The 20429-nt window shown below is 73.4% G+C and carries 9 protein-coding genes; 7 read left to right on the top strand and 2 right to left on the bottom strand.

Annotation, left to right across the window (positions count from 1 at the left end):
- A complete protein-coding gene (locus tag ACWDN5_RS25465; RefSeq protein ID WP_310967790.1) occupies nt 1-567 on the top strand; it encodes a hypothetical protein in 567 nt (188 codons plus the stop codon).
- Between the two features lie 81 nt (nt 568-648).
- Complete coding sequence (locus ACWDN5_RS25460) at nt 649-1623, top strand: hypothetical protein (protein WP_449678016.1); 975 nt, start codon at nt 649-651, stop codon at nt 1621-1623.
- A gap of 51 nt (nt 1624-1674) precedes the next feature.
- On the opposite strand, the gene ACWDN5_RS25455 is transcribed toward ACWDN5_RS25460, so the two are convergent.
- Both ACWDN5_RS25455 and ACWDN5_RS25450 read right to left on the bottom strand, forming a co-directional pair.
- Nucleotides 1675-2286 (bottom strand): hypothetical protein, encoded by a 612-nt coding sequence (locus tag ACWDN5_RS25455; RefSeq protein ID WP_449678012.1) that lies wholly within the window; start codon nt 2284-2286, stop codon nt 1675-1677.
- Between the two features lie 135 nt (nt 2287-2421).
- Nucleotides 2422-2736: a hypothetical protein gene (locus tag ACWDN5_RS25450; protein ID WP_449678011.1), complete on the bottom strand. Its 315-nt coding sequence runs from the start codon at nt 2734-2736 to the stop codon at nt 2422-2424.
- Between the two features lie 86 nt (nt 2737-2822).
- Between ACWDN5_RS25450 and ACWDN5_RS25445 the strand changes: the two genes are divergently transcribed.
- The 5 genes from ACWDN5_RS25445 to ACWDN5_RS25425 all read left to right on the top strand — a co-directional run bounded on the left by ACWDN5_RS25445 (nt 2823) and on the right by ACWDN5_RS25425 (nt 20426).
- The gene (locus ACWDN5_RS25445; protein WP_449678010.1) at nt 2823-3815 is read left to right on the top strand and encodes a Gfo/Idh/MocA family protein; all 993 of its coding nucleotides are present in this window, start codon (nt 2823-2825) and stop codon (nt 3813-3815) included.
- Nucleotides 3812-4588, top strand: a complete 777-nt coding sequence (locus ACWDN5_RS25440; protein WP_449678009.1) for a Gfo/Idh/MocA family protein — start codon at nt 3812-3814, stop codon at nt 4586-4588. Before ACWDN5_RS25445 ends, ACWDN5_RS25440 begins: the two co-directional genes overlap by 4 nt.
- 190 nt (nt 4589-4778) lie before the next feature.
- Nucleotides 4779-4994, top strand: a complete 216-nt coding sequence (locus ACWDN5_RS25435) for a DUF5988 family protein (protein WP_449678008.1) — start codon at nt 4779-4781, stop codon at nt 4992-4994.
- Between the two features lie 20 nt (nt 4995-5014).
- Nucleotides 5015-6205, top strand: a complete 1191-nt coding sequence (locus tag ACWDN5_RS25430) for a cytochrome P450 (RefSeq protein WP_449678007.1) — start codon at nt 5015-5017, stop codon at nt 6203-6205.
- A 40-nt stretch (nt 6206-6245) separates the two neighbouring features.
- On the top strand, nt 6246-20426 hold the full coding sequence (locus tag ACWDN5_RS25425; protein ID WP_449678006.1) for a type I polyketide synthase: 14181 nt from the start codon (nt 6246-6248) through the stop codon (nt 20424-20426).
- The last annotated feature ends 3 nt before the right edge of the window (nt 20427-20429 follow it).

The raw sequence follows: 20429 nt of genomic DNA, 5'->3' as shown, positions 1-20429 counted from the left end.
ATGAGCACGGACGAGCCGGCCCCCTCGGCGGAGGTCTCCGAGAAGCCGGCGAAGGACCCTTCGCGGACCCTGGTGCTCGGCGCCGGGGCGTTGGCGCTGGCCGCCCTGATCGCTGCGGCGTTCTTCGGCATCCAGTGGTGGGCGGCCGCGGCCGACGACAACGCCGGTCTGGCGGCCTCGCGCGAGGCCGTCGTCAAGGCGGGCACGAACGCGCTGAAGGCCTACACCGAGGTCGACTACACCGACCTCGACGGCTTCTTCGCCCGGCAGAAGGCGGTGTCGGACGACAAGATGGCGCAGCAGATCGACCAGTCCGCGCCGACGTTCCGCAAGGCGCTCTCCGACGCCAAGACGAAGGTCACCACCGACGTCCAGGACATCGCCGTCGAGGAGCTCGACGACCACGAAGGCAAGGCCAGCTTCCTCGCCGCCATCGCCACCACCGTCACCCAGGGGGACAAGAGCAGCGCGAAGCCGCTGCGCCTCGAGGTGTCGATGACCCGGGTGGGCGAGGAGTGGAAACTGTCCGGCATCGACAGCGTCCCGCTCGTTGCGGCCGGCCAGTAGCGTCATCTTAAGGAGCTTGTAGTGCCTCCCTCCCGCCGCCAGCCGCCGCGCAGCACCCCGACGCCGTCGCGGCGTCCCCGTGTGGCCGGGCTGCGCAAGCCCGCGACGGACGAGTCCGCCGCCGAGCGGACCGGCCAGCAGCCCGCCGTCCCGCCCGCCGAGACGCGCAAGCCGCGGCCGAGGCCGGCGCCGCGGCCGATGCCCCGGCCGGTCGCCAAGCCGGCCGAACCGGTGGAGCCGGCCGGCGGGCAGCTCGACACCGCGGCCGCCGAGGACACGCAGGTGTTCGCGGCCGTCGAGGCCGAACCCCAGGTCGACGCGCTCACGGGGGAGCCCGCGGCCGAGGAGGAGGTCGCGGAGCGGCCGGCGCCGCGGCGGAAGAAGCGGGACACCGGGATCGCGAAGCCGACCGAGGAAGCCGAGGTCGTCACTTCGGAAGACGAGCCGGCGAAGCCCGCGGGTTCGAAGGTGCCGAAGCCGTACCTGGTCGCGGGCGCGCTGGTGCTGGTCGCGCTGATCCTGGGCGGGCTGGCGTTCTGGTTCAAGTCCGAAGAGGTCAAGGTCTCCTCGGCGACGAGCAACACGGCGCTGCTGGACGTCGCGAAGACGGCCCAGGTCAAGGACGCGGTGTCGAAGGCGGCCGAGGCGCTGTTCTCCTACGACTTCAACAACATCAAGAAGACCGAGGACGCGGCGAACGACCTGCTCGCCAACGACGACGTCAAGAACAAGTACAACTCGCTGATGGGCGAGGTGAAGCGGCTGGCGCCGCAGCAGAAGATGATCGTGACGTGCAAGGTGACGCGCGCGGCGGTGATCATGCTGAACGGCGACCTGGCGAAGGTGATGGTCTTCGTGGACCAGACCTCCACCCGCACGGACACGAAGAAGACGACGGCGGGCACGGCCCAGCTCCACCTGAACGCCCAGCTCCAGGGCGACAAGTGGAAGATCACCGACATGGACACCTACAACGCCCCGAAGGTCCCGGCGGCATCGCCGGCCCCCTCGTCGGCCCCCTCGTCGGCCCCGGCTTCCCCGTCGCCGACGAAGTAGCCGGGAGCGGCACTTTCACTGAAAGTGCCGCCGTTCCACCGGCTTCGGGGCTCAGGTCTCGCGCAGCTTGAACCGGGCCGTGCGGGCGTGCTTGGCGAGCTTGGCGTCCGGGTGCTCCTGCGCGATCACGTCCAGCAGGTGGAGCCGTGCCGGATGGTCCGCCGCGGCGATCACCCCGACGACGGAGCCCGGGTCGCCCAGTTCGTCCAGGTCGTCGAGCAGGACCCCCAGCTCGTCCATCGCCGCGAAGTGATCGGTCATGCCGAGGCACATCTCGTCGGTGGTCAGGGTTTCGGCCGTCGTCTCGCCGCGTTCGACCGGCCATGCCGCCGTGACCGCACCCGGGATGCCACCTTTTTCGCTGACGGTTCGGCCGGCCGCGAGGCCGGCATCGCCGGTCTCGCCGAGCGCCGGCAACGCGAACAGCCGCTGCGCCGGGCTTTCCGCTTCCTGGAGGAAATCCGCGGCTTCCGCGGCGGCGTCGGCCGGGGACCGGTGAGCCACCCAGGCGGCCACTTCGGCTTCGGCGATCTCCGGCGACGCGTCCGCGACATGCGCACAGAGGACTTCGAGCGGGGCGGTGGCCAATTCGCCGAGGATCGGCGCGTCGGCACCCTCGTCGCGGAGCATCCGGTTCAGAGTCCACAGGGCGAGGGGAGTCAAGCTCACGAGGGTAGCGTCGGGTTCGGGACGGTCGGTGAGCTCGGAAATCTTGGCAAGGTCTTCCGCGTCGGCCTCGCTCCGCTCGATCGCCCCGAGGCGGTCCAGCACCTCCAGGGTCACCCGGAGGGCGTGGCGTCACCGTGAGTTCTCCCGGATTTCGAGCCCCACCGCCAAGGCCGGCATCTGGTCGGCCAGTCCGTACAGCAGGAGGCCGTAACCGGCTTCCCCCAGCGTTGCGAATGCGCGGGCCCACAGCTCCAGCGGTTGCTTGAGCAGCTTCGCGTTCTTCTTCACCGGCACGTGCGCGCCCTTCAGGATCCGCACGAGCCCGCACGCTTCGGCCCACCGTGGGATCAGCGTGAGCCTCGGTTCGGTGGTGCCGTCCAGGTCCGTGACGTAGCGCCGCAGGTCGGCCAGCGCTGCGCTGGAAGGTCGGCTTCGAGTTCGCATGCCTCGCACATGCCGGCCAGTGTGGCAGCGCGAACTACCCACGTTGGTAATGGCTGCCACCGGGCGGTGTGGGCGAGTCTCGGTGGGTGAAGACATCGCGGCCGCTCGAGGTGGCTCTGATCGGTGCGGGGCTGATCGCCCGCCTGCACCTGGAAGCGTGGCTCGGCGCCGGGGCCGTCGTGCGGGTCCACTCCGACGACGGCCGGGGCGCCGAGCTTGCGCGGGAGTTCGGCGCGAAGGCCGCCGGGTCCCTGGCCGAGGCGCTCGACGGGGCCGATGCCGTCGACATCTGCACGCCGACCGCGAGTCACCACCAGATCGCCATGACCGCCATCGCCGCCGGGGTCGGCGTCGTGTGCGAGAAGCCGCTGGCCGCCAGTGCCGAAGAAGCCGAGGAGATCGTCGACGCCGCCGAGAAGGCCGGCGTGCGGCTCTACGCCGCCCACGACGTGCGGTTCGCCGCCCCCTACGCCCGGCTTCACGAGCTCGTCGCGAGCGGGCGGCTGGGCGAATGCGCGATCGGCCGGTTCTCCTTCTCCGCCTACCACCCGCGGCCCTGGACCGGGACCGCCTCCGCGCGGTCGGGCGGCATCCTCACCGACCAGCTGCTGCACGGCGCCGACCTCGCCCACTGGGTCTTCGGGGACGTCGTCCGCGTGCACGCCTGCTACCAGGGCGACATCGCCACCCCGGCCCCCGAGGGAGCCGTCGCCACCGGGACCGCCGTGCTCACCCACGCCAACGGGGCCATCAGCCAGGTCGTGAGCCGGTGGACCGCGACGCCGCGGCCGCCGGTGCGGGTGGCCTTCCACGTCTCGGGCACCGGCGGGACGGTCAGCTACGACTCCGACTGGCCCCAGGAAGTCCGGGTGGTCGACGGCGGGGCCGAGAACTTCGGCTACGGCGGGCCGTCGGTGTTCGCCACCGAAATGCGGGAGTTCGCCACGGCGTTCGCGGGCGGGCCCGAACCGCGGATCGGGGCGACGGACGCGCTGGCCGCCGTGCGGATCATCCACGCCGCCGCCGAGTCCGCGTGGACCGGGCGGGCCGTCGAACTTCCGGTGAGGGGAGCAGCGTGAAGGTCGCCATCCTGTCGTCCGCGCCCGAGCACCACGCCAAGGCGTTGCGAAGCACGCCGGACGTCGAAGTCGTCGCCACCGCGAGCTGGGACGCGTTCGAGCCGGTCCGGCTGGCCGCCGAGGCCGGCGCGCGCGTGCTGTGCGAACACCCGACGGCCGCCAAGGAAGCGGACCTGAAAGCCATGGTCGACGCCGGCGGCGACCGGCTCACCTTTGCGTCCCCGGCCTGCCACGGCGAGGCGTTCGCGGTGGTGCGCAAGGGAATCGCCGACGGCGGGATCGGTGACCTGACGACCGTCCTCGGCTCGCTGACCACCAGCGCGGACGGGGTGCTGGGGGCCGCCGCGCCGTACCTGCTCGACCTGGCCGACGCCGTCCTCGGCGGTGAGCCCGCGCGGCAGGTGTACGCCCAGACCAACATCGTCCTCAGTGGACGGACCGGGGAAAGCGCTGCCGTGCTCACCGTGCGGTACCGCAGCGGGCAGGTGGCGTCGTTCGACTGCCGCCGCAGCGGGTCCGCGACGGGCCGGCCCACCGTCACCTTCATCGGGGACAAAGGGGGCGTGCAGTACGACGCCGGTCCGCGGCTGCTCGACGGCGAGCGGCCCGAGCTGGGTGGCGAAGACCTGCATGCGTTGCTGCTCAGAGATTTCCTCGCCGGTACCGGAGCGGGGCCGGACGGCCCGTCCGCGCTCAGGACGTTCCGGATCGTCCAGGCGGCCTACGAATCGGCGCACACCGGGCAGCCCGTGGACCTGCCGCCCGCCGGCTGACGCAGCCTTCGTCCGGAAGGGGCTTTCTCCTGTGCCACAGGGGAAAGCCCCTTTTCGGTGTGCCCGTGGCACCCGCCCGGAGGGCCCTACCAGAGTGAGGGATGTCGCCTTGCGGCAGCTCGCCTAGCCTGAATCGAGAATGAAAATACTGCTCTGTGCTGGGAGATTCCCGAAATAGGTGGAGGCCGCGATGAGTGCTACGCAGGTGAAAATCGCGTTGAGCGGTGGACCGGCCGAACTGGCGCTGGCGCACCGGAGCGTCGACGCCGCCGCGCTGGAGAACACGCTCAAGATCCGCCACGGCGCCGGGTACGAGCATTTCGTGCACGGCGGCGAATTCCAGGCCGTCGACGGCTGCGACATCGCGGTGTTCCGCTGGTCGCACCGCACGAAGATCGCCGAATAAGACCCCCGGGAAAGGTTTCCATGACCGACGCAATCTCCTTCGAGGTGCCGTGGGATCGGACCGACAAGTTCGACCCGCCCGCGATTTTCGACGCGCTGCGCGAAGAACGTCCGCTCGCGAAGATGGTCTACCCGGATGGGCACGTCGGCTGGATCGTCTCCAGCTACGAGCTGGTCCGCGAGGTCCTCAGTGACCTGCGGTTCAGCCACAGCTGCGAGGTCGGCCACTTCCCGGTCACCCACCAGGGCCAGGTCATCCCGACCCACCCGCTGATCCCCGGCATGTTCATCCACATGGACCCGCCCGAGCACACCCGCTACCGCAAGCTGCTGACCGGCGAGTTCACCGTCCGCCGCACCAGCCGGCTGATCCCCCGCGTCGAGGCCGTGGCCGCCGAGCAGATCGAGGTCATGCGGGCCAAGGGCGGGACCGCCGACGTCGTCATGGACTTCGCCAAGCCGCTCGTCCTGCGCATGCTGGGCGAACTCGTCGGCCTGCCGTACGAGGAGCGAGACCGGTACGTGCCCGCGGTGACCCTCCTGCACGACGCGGAAGCGGACCCGGCCGAGGCCGCGGCCGCCTACGAGGTGGCCGGGAAGTTCTTCGACGAGGTCATCGAGCGGCGCCGGCAGCAGCCCCAGGACGACCTGATCAGCTCGCTCGTCACCGAGGACCTGACCCAGGAGGAACTGCGCAACATCGTCACCCTGCTCCTGTTCGCCGGGTACGAGACCACCGAAGGCGCGCTCGCCACCGGCGTCTTCGCGCTGCTGCACCACACCGGCCAGCTGGCGAAGCTGCGGGCGGAGCCGGAGAAGCTCGACGCCGCGATCGAGGAACTGCTGCGCTACCTGACCGTCAACCAGTACCACACCTACCGCACCGCGCTGGAGGACGTGAAGCTGGAGGGCGAGCTGATCAAGAAGGGCGACACGGTGACGGTGTCGCTGCCCGCGGCCAACCGCGACCCGGCGAAGTTCGGCTGTCCCGCGGAGCTGGACATCGAGCGCGACACCTCCGGGCACGTGGCGTTCGGCTTCGGCATCCACCAGTGCCTGGGCCAGAACCTGGCGCGCATCGAGCTGCGCGCCGGCTTCACCGCGCTCCTGCGGGCGTTCCCCGGCCTGAAGCTGGCCGTCCCGGCCGACGAGGTTCCGCTGCGGCTGAAGGGTTCCGTCTTCTCGGTGAAGAAGCTCCCCGTCTCCTGGTGAGCGTTCTTCCCCACGTATAGCCGAAAGGATCTGCGGCACAGTGCGCACCGATCTCATCAAGCCACTTCACGTCGCACTCCTGGAGAACGCGACCCGCTTCGCCGGCAAAACCGCCTTCGCCGACGACCACCGGGCCGTCACCTACGGCGACCTCGAGGCGCGGACGCGGCGGCTGGCCGGGCACCTGGCCGGCCTCGGCGTCCGGCACGGGGACCGGGTGGCGATCTGCCTCGGCAACCGGGTGTCCACTGTGGAGAGTTACTACGCGGTCCTGCGGGCGGGCGGCGTCGGCGTGCCGCTCAACCCCGGGGCGGCGACGGCGGAGCTCGAGCACCCGCTGACCGACAGCGGCGCCACGGTCGTCATCACCGACGCCGTCCAGGCGGCCCGGCTGCCGCTCGCGCCGCACGTCCAGCTGCTGGTGACCGGCGACGACGTCCCGGCGGGCGCGCACTCGTACGACGAACTCGCCGGCACCGAACCGGCCGAGCCCGCCGCGGACGACCTCGGCCTCGACGAACCGGCGTGGATGTTCTACACGTCGGGGACGACCGGACGGCCCAAGGGCGTCGTGTCGACCCAGCGCAACTGCCTCTGGTCCGTCGCGTCCTGCTACGTCCCGATCCCCGGGCTGAGCGACGAAGACCGGGTGCTCTGGCCGCTCCCGCTGTTCCACAGCCTTTCGCACATCGCCTGCGTCCTGTCCGCCACCGTGGTCGGCGCGACCGTCCGGATCGCGGACGGCAGCTCCGCCGCCGACGTCATGCGGCTGCTCCAGGCCGAGGACACGACGTTCCTGGCCGGCGTGCCGACCACCTACCACCACCTCGTGCGGGCCGCCCGCCAGAGCGGGTTCTCCGCCCCGAGCCTGCGCATCGGCCTGGCCGGGGGCGCGGTCCTCGGCGCCGGGCTGCGCAGCGACTTCGAAGAAACCTTCGGCGTCCCGCTGATCGACGCCTACGGCAGCACCGAGACCTGCGGGGCCATCACCATGAACCCGCCGGACGGCGCCCGGGTCGACGGCTCGTGCGGCCGGCCCGTGCCCGGTGTCGGCGTGCGGGTCGTCGACCCCGAGACCGGGCTCGAGGTCCCGGCCGGCCAGGAGGGCGAGGTCTGGGTCAGCGGGCCGAACGTCATGCTCGGCTACCACAACAGCCCGGAGGCGACCGCCGCGGCGATGCGCGACGGCTGGTTCCGCACCGGCGACCTGGCCCGCCGCGACGACGCCGGCTACTTCACCATCCGCGGCCGGATCAAGGAACTCATCATCCGGGGCGGCGCGAACATCCACCCCGGCGAGATCGAGGCCGTCCTGCGCACGGCCGGCGGCGTCGCGGACGCGGCGGTCGGCGGCGTCCCGCACGACACGCTCGGCGAGGTGCCGGTCGCCTACGTGATCCCCGGGCCGGACGGGTTCGACGCGGGCGAGCTGATCGCGAAGTGCCGCGAGCAGCTGTCCGCCTGCAAGGTGCCTGAGCGGATCCTCGAGGTCGCCCACATCCCGCGGACCGCGTCGGGCAAGGTCCGGCGGAACCTCCTGGCCGACGAGCCCGGTGAGCTGCGGTACGCGGCGACCGAACACGAGGAGCAGTCGCGGTCCGCCGACGAGGCGGTCGCGGCGGCGCTGCGGGCGCGACTGTCCGGTTTGGACGAACGTGCGCAGGGCGAGCTCCTGGAGGACCTCGTCCGCACCCAGGCGGCCGACGTGCTGGGGCAGCCGGTCCCGGCCGGGCGGGCGTTCCGCGACCTCGGCTTCACCTCGCTGGCCATCGTCGAACTGCGCAACCGGCTGACCGAGCACACCGGCCTCTGGCTGCCCGCCAGCGCCGTCTTCGACCACCCGACGCCGGCCGCGCTGGCCACCCGCGTCCGGGCCGAGCTGCTCGGGCTCACCCAGGACCTCGCCGAGCCGGTGGTGGCGGCCGACCCGGACGAGCCGATCGCGATCGTCGGCATGGCGTGCCGGCTGCCGGGTGGCGTGGCCTCCCCGGAGGACCTGTGGCGGCTGGTGGCCGAGCGCGTCGACGCCGTCTCGGCGTTCCCCGAGGATCGCGGCTGGGACCTCGATACCCTGATCGACCCGGATCGGGAACGCGCCGGGACGTCGTACGTCGGCCAGGGCGGCTTCCTGCACGACGCCGGCCAGTTCGACGCGGGGTTCTTCGGGATCTCGCCCCGCGAGGCCGTCGCGATGGACCCGCAGCAGCGGCTGCTGCTGGAGACGTCGTGGGAGGCCCTCGAGAACGCCGGCGTCGACCCGATCGCGTTGAAGGGCACCGACACCGGGGTGTTCTCCGGCCTGATGGGCCAGGGCTACGGAGCCGGTGCGGTGTCGCCGGAACTCGAAGGGTTCGTCACCACCGGGGTCGCGTCGAGCGTGGCGTCGGGCCGGGTGTCGTACGTGCTGGGCCTGGAGGGCCCGGCGGTCACCGTGGACACGGCGTGCTCGTCGTCGCTGGTCGCGATGCACCTCGCCGCGCAGGCGCTGCGGCAGGGCGAGTGCTCGATGGCACTGGCCGGCGGGGTCACCGTGATGGCGACGCCGGGGTCGTTCGTCGAGTTCTCCCGCCAGCGCGCGCTGGCCCCCGACGGGCGGTGCAAGGCCTTCGCGGCAGCGGCCGACGGCACCGGCTGGTCCGAAGGCGTCGGCGTGGTCGTCCTCGAGCGGCTTTCGGTGGCGCGGGAGCGCGGCCACCGGGTCCTCGCCGTGCTGCGCGGCAGCGCGGTCAACCAGGACGGCGCCTCGAACGGGCTCACCGCGCCGAACGGCCTCTCGCAGCAGCGGGTCATCCGCCGCGCGCTGGCCGCGGCCGGGCTGGGACCGTCCGATGTGGACGTCGTCGAGGCGCACGGCACCGGGACGACCCTGGGCGACCCGATCGAGGCGCAGGCCCTGCTGGCCACCTACGGCCAGGAGCGTGAGACGCCGTTGTGGCTGGGGTCGCTGAAGTCGAACATCGGGCACGCGCAGGCGGCCGCGGGCGTCGCGGGCGTGATCAAGATGGTGCAGGCGCTGCGGCACGAGGTTTTGCCGCCGACACTGCATGTCGACAAACCGACTCTCGAGGTGGACTGGGCCGCCGGAGCCGTCGAGCTGCTGACGGAAGCCCGCGAGTGGCCGCGCAACGGCCGGCCGCGCCGGGCCGGGGTGTCGTCGTTCGGCGTCAGCGGCACCAACGCGCACCTGATCATCGAGGAAGCACCCGCCGAAGAGGCGGTCGCCACCTCGGAAGCAGCGGTGGTGCCGCTGGTGGTGTCGGCGCGCAGCAAGGAGGCGCTGTCCGGGCAGGCCGAACGGCTGGCGACGCTCCTCGAAGGGGACGTCTCGCTGACCGAGGTCGCCGCGGCGCTGGTGTCGCGGCGCGCGGTGCTGGACGAGCGCGCGGTCGTCGTGGCCGGTTCCCGCGAGGAAGCCGTGACCGGGCTGCGGACCCTGGTCCGCCGTGAAACCGGGACGCCGGGCAAGGTCGTGTGGGTCTTCCCCGGCCAGGGAACGCAGTGGGCCGGGATGGGCCGCGAGCTCCTCGACGAGTCCCCGGTGTTCGCCGCGCGGATCGCCGAGTGCGCGGCCGCGCTGGAACCGTGGATCGACTGGTCGCTGCTCGACGTCCTCCGCGGCGAAGGCGACCTGGACCGGGTCGACGTGCTGCAGCCCGCGTGTTTCGCGGTGATGGTCGGTTTGGCCGCGGTGTGGGAGTCCGTGCGGGTGCGCCCGGACGCCGTCGTCGGCCACTCGCAGGGCGAGATCGCGGCCGCCTGCGTGTCGGGGGCACTGTCGCTGGAAGACGCCGCCAAGGTGGTGGCCCTGCGCAGCCAGGCCATCGCGGCGGAACTCTCCGGCCGCGGCGGGATGGCTTCGGTCGCCCTCGGCGAGGACGACGTCGCCTCGCGGCTGGCGGACGGCGTCGAGGTGGCCGCCGTCAACGGGCCCACGTCGGTCGTGATCGCCGGGGACGCCCAGGCCCTCGACGAGACCCTCGAAGTCCTGTCCGGCGAAGGAATCCGCGTGCGGCGGGTGGCCGTGGACTACGCGTCCCACACCCGGCACGTCGAAGACATCGAGGACACCCTGGCCGAGACCCTGGCCGGGATCCGCGCGCAGGCGCCGGTGGTGCCGTTCTACTCGACCGTCACGAGCGAATGGATTCGCGACGCCGGTGTCCTGGACGGCGGCTACTGGTACCGCAACCTGCGCAACCAGGTCCGGTTCGGCGCGGCCGCGGCGGCTCTGCTCGACCAGGGCCACACGGTGTTCGTCGAGGTCAGCGCGCACCCGGTGACGGTCCAGCCGCTGAGCGAACTCACCGGTGCGGTCGTCGTCGGGACCTTGCGGCGGGACGACGGTGGCCTGCGGCGCCTGCTGACGTCGATGGGCGAGGTGTTCACCGGCGGCGCCGACGTGGACTGGACGGCGGTGGTGCCCGCCGCCGGCTGGGTGGACCTGCCGACCTACGCCTTCGACCACCGGCACTACTGGCTCGAACCGGCCGCACCCGAGTCGGCCGGCGACCCCCTCCTGGGCACGATCGTCAGCTCGCCCGGCTCGGACCGCCTCACCGCCGTGGCCCGGTGGACGCGCCGGACGCAGCCCTGGGCGGCGGACGGCCTGGTGCCGAACGCGGCGCTGGTCGAGGCGGCCATCCGGCTCGGCGACCTGGCCGCCACCCCCTTCCTCGCCGACCTGACCATCGACACGCCGGTGGTGCTGCCGCAGCGCGGCGGCCGGGACGTCCAGCTGATCGTCGGCGAGCCCGGCGAGCAGCGGCGACGGCCGATCGAGGTCTTCTCCCGCGAGGCGGACGAACCGTGGACGCGGCACGCCCACGGCACCCTTGCTCCTCCCGCCGCCGCCGAGGTGCCTGACCCGGCGGCGGCGGGAGTCGCCACCGACGTCACCGTCGACGGCCTGCGGGACACCGACCGCTTCGGCATCCACCCCGCGCTGCTCGACGCGGCCGTCCGCACGGTCGTCGGCGACGACCTGCTCCCGTCCGTCTGGACCGGCGTGTCCCTGCTGGCTTCCGGGGCCACGGCCGTGACCGTGACGCCGACGGCGACCGGCCTGCGGCTGACCGACCCGGCCGGGCAGCCCGTCCTAACCGTCGACGCGGTGCGCGGCACGTCGTTCGCGCGTGAACCGGGGACCACCGACGCGCTCTTCCGCGTCGACTGGACCGAAATCCCGCTTCCCGCGGGCGAAGCCGGCTTCGTCACCCACGAAGCCACGTCGGTCGAGGGCACCCTCTCCGCGCTCCAGGCCTGGCTGGCCGAGCCCGGGGAAACCCGGCTGGCCGTCGTCACCGGGGACGGCACCGAACCCGGCGCGGCCGCGATCTGGGGCCTGGTGCGCTCGGCGCAGTCGGAACACCCCGGCCGGATCGTCCTGGCCGACCTCGACGACCACGCCGCGCTGCCCGCCGTGGTGGCGAGCGGCGAACCCCAGGTCAGGGTGCGCGACGGCGTCGCTTCGGTGCCGCGGCTGGCCCGGGTGACCCCGCTCCCGCCGGCGCGGCCGCTCGACCCCGAAGGCACCGTCCTGATCACCGGCGGCACCGGCACGCTCGGCGCGCTGACCGCCCGGCACCTCGTCACCGCGCACGGCGTCCGGCACCTGGTGCTGGTCAGCCGCCGCGGCGAGGCCCCCGAACTGCACGCCGAGCTGACCGCGCTCGGAGCGTCCGTCACCATCGCCGCCTGCGACGTGGCCGACCGGGCGCAGGTCGAGGCCGTCCTGCGGGCGATCCCGGCCGAGCACCCGCTCACCGCCGTGATCCACACCGCCGGCGTGCTGGCCGACGGTGTCATCACCGAGCTGACCCCCGACCGGCTCGACACCGTGCGGCGCCCGAAGGTGGACGCCGCCCGGCACCTGGACGAACTCACCCGGGACGCCGACCTCGCCGCGTTCGTGCTGTTCTCCTCGGCCGCGGGGGTGCTCGGCAACCCCGGCCAGGCCGGGTACGCGGCGGCCAACGCCGAGCTGGACGCGTTGGCCCGCCGGCGGAACAGCCTGGGTCTGCCGGCCGTGTCCATCGCCTGGGGCTATTGGTCGACGGTCAGCGGCATGACCGAGCACCTGGGCGCCGCCGACCTGCGGCGCAACCAGCGGATCGGCATGTCCGGCCTCCCCGCCGACGAAGGCATGGCCCTGCTCGACGCCGCCATCGGCACCGGCGGTGCGCTGGTCGCGGCCAAGTTCGACGTCGCCGCCCTGCGGGCGACGGCGAAGGCCGGTGGCCCGGTGCCGCCGCTGCTGCGCGGCCTGGCTCCGCTGCCGCGCCGGACCGCGGCCAAGACCGCGTCGCTCACCGAGCGTCTCGCCGGCTTGGGGGAGGCCGAACAGGCCGCAGCGCTGCTCGATCTGGTCCGGCGGCACGCCGCCGAGGTCCTCGGCCACTCCGGTCCCGAGTCCGTCCACTCCGGACGGACGTTCAAGGACGCCGGCTTCGACTCGCTGACCGCGGTCGAGCTGCGGAACCGCCTCGCGGCCGCGACCGGGCTCACCCTGTCCCCGGCGATGATCTTCGACTACCCGAAGCCCCCGGCGCTCGCGGAACACCTGCGCACCAAGCTGTTCGGCGAAACCGCGCGGCGGCCGGCCGAGATCGGCACCGCCGTCGTGGACGAGCCGATCGCGATCGTGGCGATGGCGTGCCGGTTCCCCGGCGGCGTGCGCAGCCCCGAGGACCTGTGGCGGCTGGTCGCCGACGGCGTCGACGCGGTCACCGAGTTCCCCGCCGACCGCGGCTGGGACACCGACCGGCTCTACCACGAAGACCCCGACCACGAAGGCACCACGTACGTCCGGCACGGCGCCTTCCTCGACGACGCCGCCGGCTTCGACGCCGCCTTCTTCGGCATCTCGCCGAACGAGGCGCTCGCCATGGACCCGCAGCAGCGGCTGCTGCTGGAAACGTCCTGGGAGCTGTTCGAGCGGGCCGCGATCGACCCGACCACCCTGGCCGGGCAGGACATCGGCGTCTTCGCCGGCGTCAACAGCCACGACTACAGCGTGCGGATGCACCGGGCCACCGGGGTCGAGGGCTTCCGGCTCACCGGCGGCTCGGCGAGCGTGCTCTCCGGCCGCGTCGCCTACCACTACGGCATCGAAGGCCCGGCCGTCACGGTCGACACCGCGTGCTCGTCTTCGCTGGTCGCGCTGCACATGGCGGTGCAGGCGCTGCAGCGCGGCGAGTGCTCGATGGCGCTGGCCGGCGGCGTGATGGTGATGGGCACGGTCGAGACGTTCGTCGAGTTCTCGCGGCAGCGCGGCCTGGCGCCGGACGGCCGGTGCAAGGCGTTCGCCGACGCCGCCGACGGCACCGGCTGGTCCGAGGGGGTCGGCCTGCTCCTGGTGGAGCGGCTGTCCGAGGCGAGGCGACAGGGCCACCAGGTCCTGGCCGTGGTCCGCGGCTCGGCGGTCAACTCCGACGGCGCGTCCAACGGCCTGACCGCCCCGAACGGCCCGTCCCAGCAGCGCGTGATCCGCAAGGCCCTCGCCGCCGCCGGACTGTCCACTTCGGACGTCGACGCGGTGGAGGCGCACGGCACCGGGACCACCCTGGGCGACCCGATCGAGGCCGAGGCGCTGCTCGCCACCTACGGGCAGGATCGCGAGCAGCCGCTGTGGCTGGGTTCGGTGAAGTCGAACCTCGGGCACACGCAGGCCGCGGCCGGGGTCGCGGGCGTGATCAAGATGGTCATGGCCATGCGCCACGGCGTCCTGCCCAAGACGCTGCACGTCGACCGGCCGTCGTCCCACGTGGACTGGTCGGCCGGGGCGGTGGAACTGCTCACCGAGGCCCGCGACTGGCCGGCCGGCGGCCACCCGCGCCGGGCGGGCGTGTCCTCGTTCGGCATCGGCGGCACCAACGCGCACGTCGTCCTCGAAGAGGTGCCGCAATCGGCCGGGACCGCGGCCCCGGAGCCGGCCGGGTTCCTGGTGCCGGTGCTGCTCTCCGCGCGTTCGGCGGCCGGACTGCGCGGACAGGCCGCGCGGCTCGCCGGCTTCCTCGGCACCGAGGTGCGCGTCCCCGACGTCGCCCACGCGCTCGCCACCACCCGGGCCCAGCTCGACCACCGGGCCGTCGTCCTGGCCTCCGACCGGGACCGGCTCCGCGGCGACCTCACTGCCTTCGGCCCCGGTGTCGTGACCGGGACGCCGGTGGACGGCAAGCTGGCCGTCCTGTTCACCGGCCAGGGCAGCCAGTGGGTGGGCATGGGCCGCGAACTCGCCGAGACGTTCCCGGTCTTCCGCGACGCCTTCGAGGCCGCCTGCGCCGCCGTGGACACGCACCTGGGCGGACGTCCGCTGCGCGAGGTCGTCTTCACCGACCGCGACCTGCTCGACCGGACGATGTACACCCAGGGCGCGCTGTTCGCCGTGGAAACCGCGCTGTTCCGGCTCTTCGAGTCCTGGGGCGTCCGGCCGGACCTGCTGGCCGGCCACTCGATCGGCGAGCTCGCCGCCGCGCACGTGTCCGGGGTCCTGGACCTGGCCGAGGCGGGCGAACTGGTCGCCGCGCGCGGCCGGCTGATGCAGGCGCTGCCCGCGGGTGGCGCGATGGTGGCCGTCCAGGCGACCGAGGACGAGGTCGCGCCCCTGCTCGGCGCCGGCGTCTGCGTCGCCGCGGTCAACGGCCCGGACTCGGTCGTGCTCTCCGGCGCCGAGGACGCCGTGCTCGCCGCCGCGGCCGACCTGGCGGGCCGTGGCCGCAAGACGAAGCGGCTGACCGTCAGCCACGCCTTCCACTCGCCGCTCATGGAGCCGATGCTCGACGAGTTCCGGGCGGTCGCGGAACGCCTGACCTACCGGCCCGGCGCGCTGCCCGTCGTCTCGACGCTGACCGGGGAGACCGCGGCGCTCGACACCCCGGACTACTGGGTCCGCCAGGTGCGCGACGCCGTGCGGTTCAGCGACGCCGTCACCGCGCTGAGCGGCCAGGGCGCGACGACGTACCTCGAACTCGGTCCGGGCGGGGCGCTCGCCGCCATGGCGCTCGGCACGCTCGGCGGGTCCGAGCAGAGCTGCGTCGCCACCCTGCGCAAGAACGGCGCCGAGGTCCCGGACGTCCTGACCGCGCTCGCCGAACTGCACGTCCGCGGCGTGGCCGTGGACTGGACGGCCGTCATCGACCGGCCGGCGACGGCGGTCGGGACCGTTCTGCCCACCTACGCCTTCCAGCACCAGCGTTTCTGGGTCGACACCGACGACACCCCGGAACTCGCCCCGCCTGCCGAGCCGGTCGCCGCCCGGCCGGTGACGGACGTCCTCGAGCTGGTCCGGGAGAGCGCCGCCGTGGTGCTCGGGCACCGGGACGCCGACGCGTTCGACCTCGACCGGTCGTTCAAGGACCACGGGTTCGACTCCCTGAGCGCGATCAAGCTGCGCAACCGCCTGCGCGACTTCACCGGCGTCGACCTGCCCAGCACGCTGATCTTCGACTACCCGAACCCGGCCGTCCTCGCCGGCCACCTGCGGGCCGAGCTCTCCGGCGAGCGTCCGGCCGCGCCGGTCGTGGTGACGCGGGAGGTCTCCGACGAGCCGATCGCGATCGTCGGCATGAGCACCCGCCTGCCGGGCGGCGCGGACAGCCCCGAAGAGCTGTGGAACCTCGTCGCCGAAGGCCGGGACGCGATCACCGGCTTCCCGGTCGACCGCGGCTGGGACCTCGACGGCCTCTACCACCCGGACCCGGCCCACGCCGGGACGAGTTACACGCGCTCGGGTGGCTTCCTGCACGACGCGGCCCAGTTCGACGCCGGTCTCTTCGGCATTTCGCCGCGCGAAGCCCTTGCCATGGACCCGCAGCAGCGGCTGCTGCTGGAGACGTCGTGGGAGGCCCTCGAACGCGCGGGCGTCGACCCGCTCTCCGCGCGCGGCAGCGACGTCGGCGTCTTCACCGGGATCGTCCACCACGACTACGTGACGCGGCTGCGCGAAGTGCCCGAGGACGTCCAGGGCTACACGATGACCGGCACGGCTTCGAGCGTCGCGTCCGGCCGGGTGGCCTACGTCTTCGGCTTCGAGGGCCCGGCGGTCACCGTGGACACCGCTTGCTCGTCGTCCCTGGTCGCCATCCACCTCGCGGCGCAGGCCCTGCGGCAGGGCGAGTGCTCGATGGCGCTGGCCGGCGGCGCGACCGTGATGGCCAGCCCGGACGCCTTCCTGGAGTTCTCCCGCCAGCGCGGCCTGTCCGCCGACGGCCGGTGCAAGGCCTACGCGGAGGGCGCGGACGGCACGGGCTGGGCCGAGGGCGTCGGCGTGGTCGTCCTCGAACGGCTTTCGGTGGCGCAGGAGCGCGGGCACCGGATCATGGCCGTGCTGCGCGGCAGTGCGGTGAACCAGGACGGCGCGTCCAACGGCCTCACCGCCCCGAACGGGCCTTCGCAGCAGCGGGTGATCCGCGGCGCGCTGGCTTCGGCCGGACTCGCTCCGTCCGATGTGGACGTCGTCGAAGGCCATGGGACCGGCACGGCGCTGGGTGACCCGATCGAGGTCCAGGCGCTGCTGGCCACCTACGGGCAGGAGCGGGAGACGCCGCTGTGGCTCGGCTCGCTGAAGTCGAACATCGGGCACACGCAGGCCGCCGCCGGGGTGGTCGGCGTGATCAAGATGGTCATGGCCATGCGGAACGGCGTCATGCCGGCCACGCTGCACGCCGGCGAGCGCACGAGCCAGGTCGACTGGTCCGCGGGCGCGATCGAGGTGCTCACCGAGGCCCGGGAGTGGCCGCGCCACGGGCGTCCGCGCCGGGCCGGCGTGTCCTCCTTCGGCGCCAGCGGCACGAACGCGCACCTGATCATCGAGGAAGGCCCCGCCGAGGAACCCGCGGCCGAAGCGAAGGCGTCCGTCGTGCCACTGGTGGTGTCCGCGCGCAGCACCGGATCCCTGGCCGGGCAGGCCGGCCGGCTGGCCGCGGTGCTCGAAGACGAGTCGCCGGCCGGGGTCGCCAAGGCCCTGGTCTCGGGCCGCGCGACGCTGAACGAGCGCGCGGTCGTCATCGCGGGCTCGGCCGGCGAGGCGCAGGAAGGCCTGCAGGCACTGGCTCGCGGCGAGAACGCGCCCGGCGTCGTGACCGGGACCGCGGGGAAGCCCGGCAAGGTCGTCTGGGTCTTCCCCGGCCAGGGCTCGCAGTGGCTCGGCATGGGCCGGGACCTCCTGGACTCGTCGCCGGTGTTCGCCGAGCGGATCAAGGACTGCGCCTCCGCGCTGGAGCAGTGGACGGACTGGTCGCTGCTCGACGTCCTGCGCGGCGACGCCGACCTGCTGGACCGCGTCGACGTCGTGCAGCCCGCGAGCTTCGCGATGATGGTCGGCCTCGCCGCCGTGTGGGACTCCCTGGGTGTCGTCCCCGATGCCGTGCTGGGCCACTCGCAGGGCGAGATCGCCGCCGCGTGCGTGTCCGGGGCGCTGTCGCTGGACGACGCGGCCAAGGTGGTCGCGTTGCGCAGCCAGGCGATCGCCGCGGAACTGGCCGGCCGCGGTGGCATGGCGTCGGTTGCCTTGAGCGAGGAAGACGCGGTCGCGCGGCTGACGTCGTGGGCGGACCGGGTCGAGGTGGCCGCGGTCAACAGCCCGTCCTCGGTCGTCATCGCGGGCGACGCGCAGGCCTTGGACGAGGCCCTCGGAGCCCTCGAAGCCGACGGTGTCCGGGTGCGGCGGGTCGCGGTGGACTACGCCTCGCACACCCGGCACGTCGAAGACCTCGCCGGCACCCTGGACCGGACCCTGGCCGGGATCGACGCGCAGGCGCCGCAGATTCCGTTCTATTCCACCGTTCTCGGCGCGTGGCTCGAGAAGGGCGTCGTCGACGGCGGCTACTGGTACCGGAACCTGCGGCAGCAGGTGCGGTTCGGCCCGTCGGCCGCGGCCCTGGCCGGGCTGGGGTACACCGTGTTCGTCGAGATCAGCGCCCACCCGGTGCTGGTCCAGCCGCTGAGCGAGATCAGCGACGACGCCGTGGTGACCGGCTCGCTGCGGCGCGAAGACGGCGGGCTCCGGCGCCTGCTGGCCTCGGCGGCCGAGCTGTTCGTCCGGGGCGTGGCGGTCGACTGGGCCGCGACGCTGCCCGCGGCCGGCTGGGTCGACCTGCCGACGTACGCCTTCGACCGCCGCCACTACTGGCTGCACGAAGCCGAAACCACCGAAGCCGCCGCCGAAGGCGTGGACGCCGAGTTCTGGACCGCCGTCGAACAGTCCGATGTGGACAGTCTGGCCGAGCTGCTCGACCTGGTGCCGGAACAGCGCGGGGCGCTCAGCACCGTGGTGCCCGTGCTGGCCGGGTGGCGGGACCGGCGCCGCGAGCGGTCGACCGCCGAAAAGCTGCGGTACCAGGTCACCTGGCAGCCCCTGGAGCGCGAAGCCACCGGCGTGCCGGGCGGGCGCTGGCTGGCCGTCGTCCCGGCCGGCACCTCCGACGCGCTGCTGAAGGAGCTGGCCGGCCAGGGCCTCGACCTCGTCCGGCTGGAGATCGAGGACCCGTCGAGGGACCAGCTGGCCGAGCGGTTGCGCGGTGTCCACGACCTCGACGGCGTCCTGTCGCTGCTCGCGCTCGACGGCGGGCCCGCGGACGCCACCGAGATCACCGCTTCGACCCTCGCGCTGGTCCAGGCCCTGGGTGACGCCAACGTCACCGCGCCGCTGTGGTGCCTCACCTCCGGCGCGGTGAACATCGGCATCCAGGACGCCGTCACCGCACCGGCCCAGGCGGCCGTGTGGGGCCTCGGCCGCGCCGTCGCGCTGGAGCGCCTCGACCGGTGGGGCGGCCTGGTCGACCTGCCGGCCGCGATCGACGCGCGCACGGCCCAAGCCCTGCTCGGGGTCCTGAACGGCGCCGGCGGCGAGGACCAGCTCGCGGTCCGCCGGTCCGGCGTCTACCACCGGCGGCTGGTCCGCAAGCCGGTGCCGGAGTCCGCGACGGGCAAGTGGGAACCCCGCGGCACGGTCCTGGTCACCGGTGGGGCCGAAGGGCTCGGCCGGCACGCCTCGGCCTGGCTCGCGCGGTCCGGCGCCGAGCGGCTCATCGTCACCGGCACCGACGGCGTCGAGGACCTGCGGGCCGAGCTGGCCGGGTCCGGCACCACGGTCGAGTCCTGCGCCGACGGCGACCGGGACGCGATCACGCGGCTGGTGGCGGAGTCGGAGGTCACCGCGGTGGTGCACGCCGCCGACATCGCGCAGACCAGCTCGGTCGACGACACCGGGCGGGCCGACCTCGACGAGGTGTTCACCGCCAAGGTGACCACCGCCGTGTGGCTGGACCAGCTGTTCGAGGACACCCCGCTCGACGCCTTCGTCGTGTTCTCCTCGATCGCCGGCATCTGGGGCGGTGGCGGCCAGGGCCCGGCCGGTGCGGCGAACGCCGTCCTCGACGCCCTGGTCGAATGGCGCCGGGCCCGCGGCCTCAAGGCGACGTCGATCGCCTGGGGCGCCCTGGACGAGATCGGCATCGGCATGGACGAGGCCGCCCTCGCCCAGCTGCGCCGCCGCGGTGTCCTCCCGATGGCGCCGCCGCTGGCGGTGACCGCGATGGTGCAGGCCGTCGCGGGCAACGAGAAGGCCGTGGCGGTGGCCGACATGGACTGGGGTGCCTTCATCCCCGCGTTCACGTCGGTGCGGCCCAGCCCGCTGTTCGCCGATCTCCCCGAAGCGAAGGCGATCCTCCAGGCGACGCAGGACGACGGCGAAGACGGCGACACCGCGGCGTCGCTCGCGGACTCCCTGCGGGCGGTCCCGGACGCCGAGCAGAACCGCATCCTGCTGAAGCTGGTCCGCGGGCACGCCTCGACCGTCCTCGGCCACAGCGGCGCCGAGGGCATCGGCCCGCGGCAGGCGTTCCAGGAGGTCGGCTTCGACTCCCTGGCCGCGGTCAACCTCCGCAACAGCCTGCACGCGGCCACCGGGCTCAAGCTGCCCGCGACGCTGATCTTCGACTACCCCACCCCGGAGGCGCTGGTCGGCTACCTGCGCGTCGAACTCCTCCGGGAGGCCGACGACGGGCTGGACGGGCGGGAAGACGACCTCCGGCGGGTCCTCGCGGCCGTGCCGTTCGCCCGGTTCAAGGAAGCGGGCGTCCTGGAAGCCCTGCTCGGCCTGGCCGAAGCGGAAACCGGCCCGGAGCCGGAGGTCCCCGCACCGGCCACCGCCGACGACGCAGAACTGATCGACGCACTGGACATCTCCGGTCTCGTGCAACGGGCCCTCGGGCAGACGAGCTGACCG

The sequence above is a fragment of the Amycolatopsis sp. NPDC003731 genome (assembly GCF_053586895.1).
This window is presented reverse-complemented; position numbering and strand designations above follow the sequence as displayed.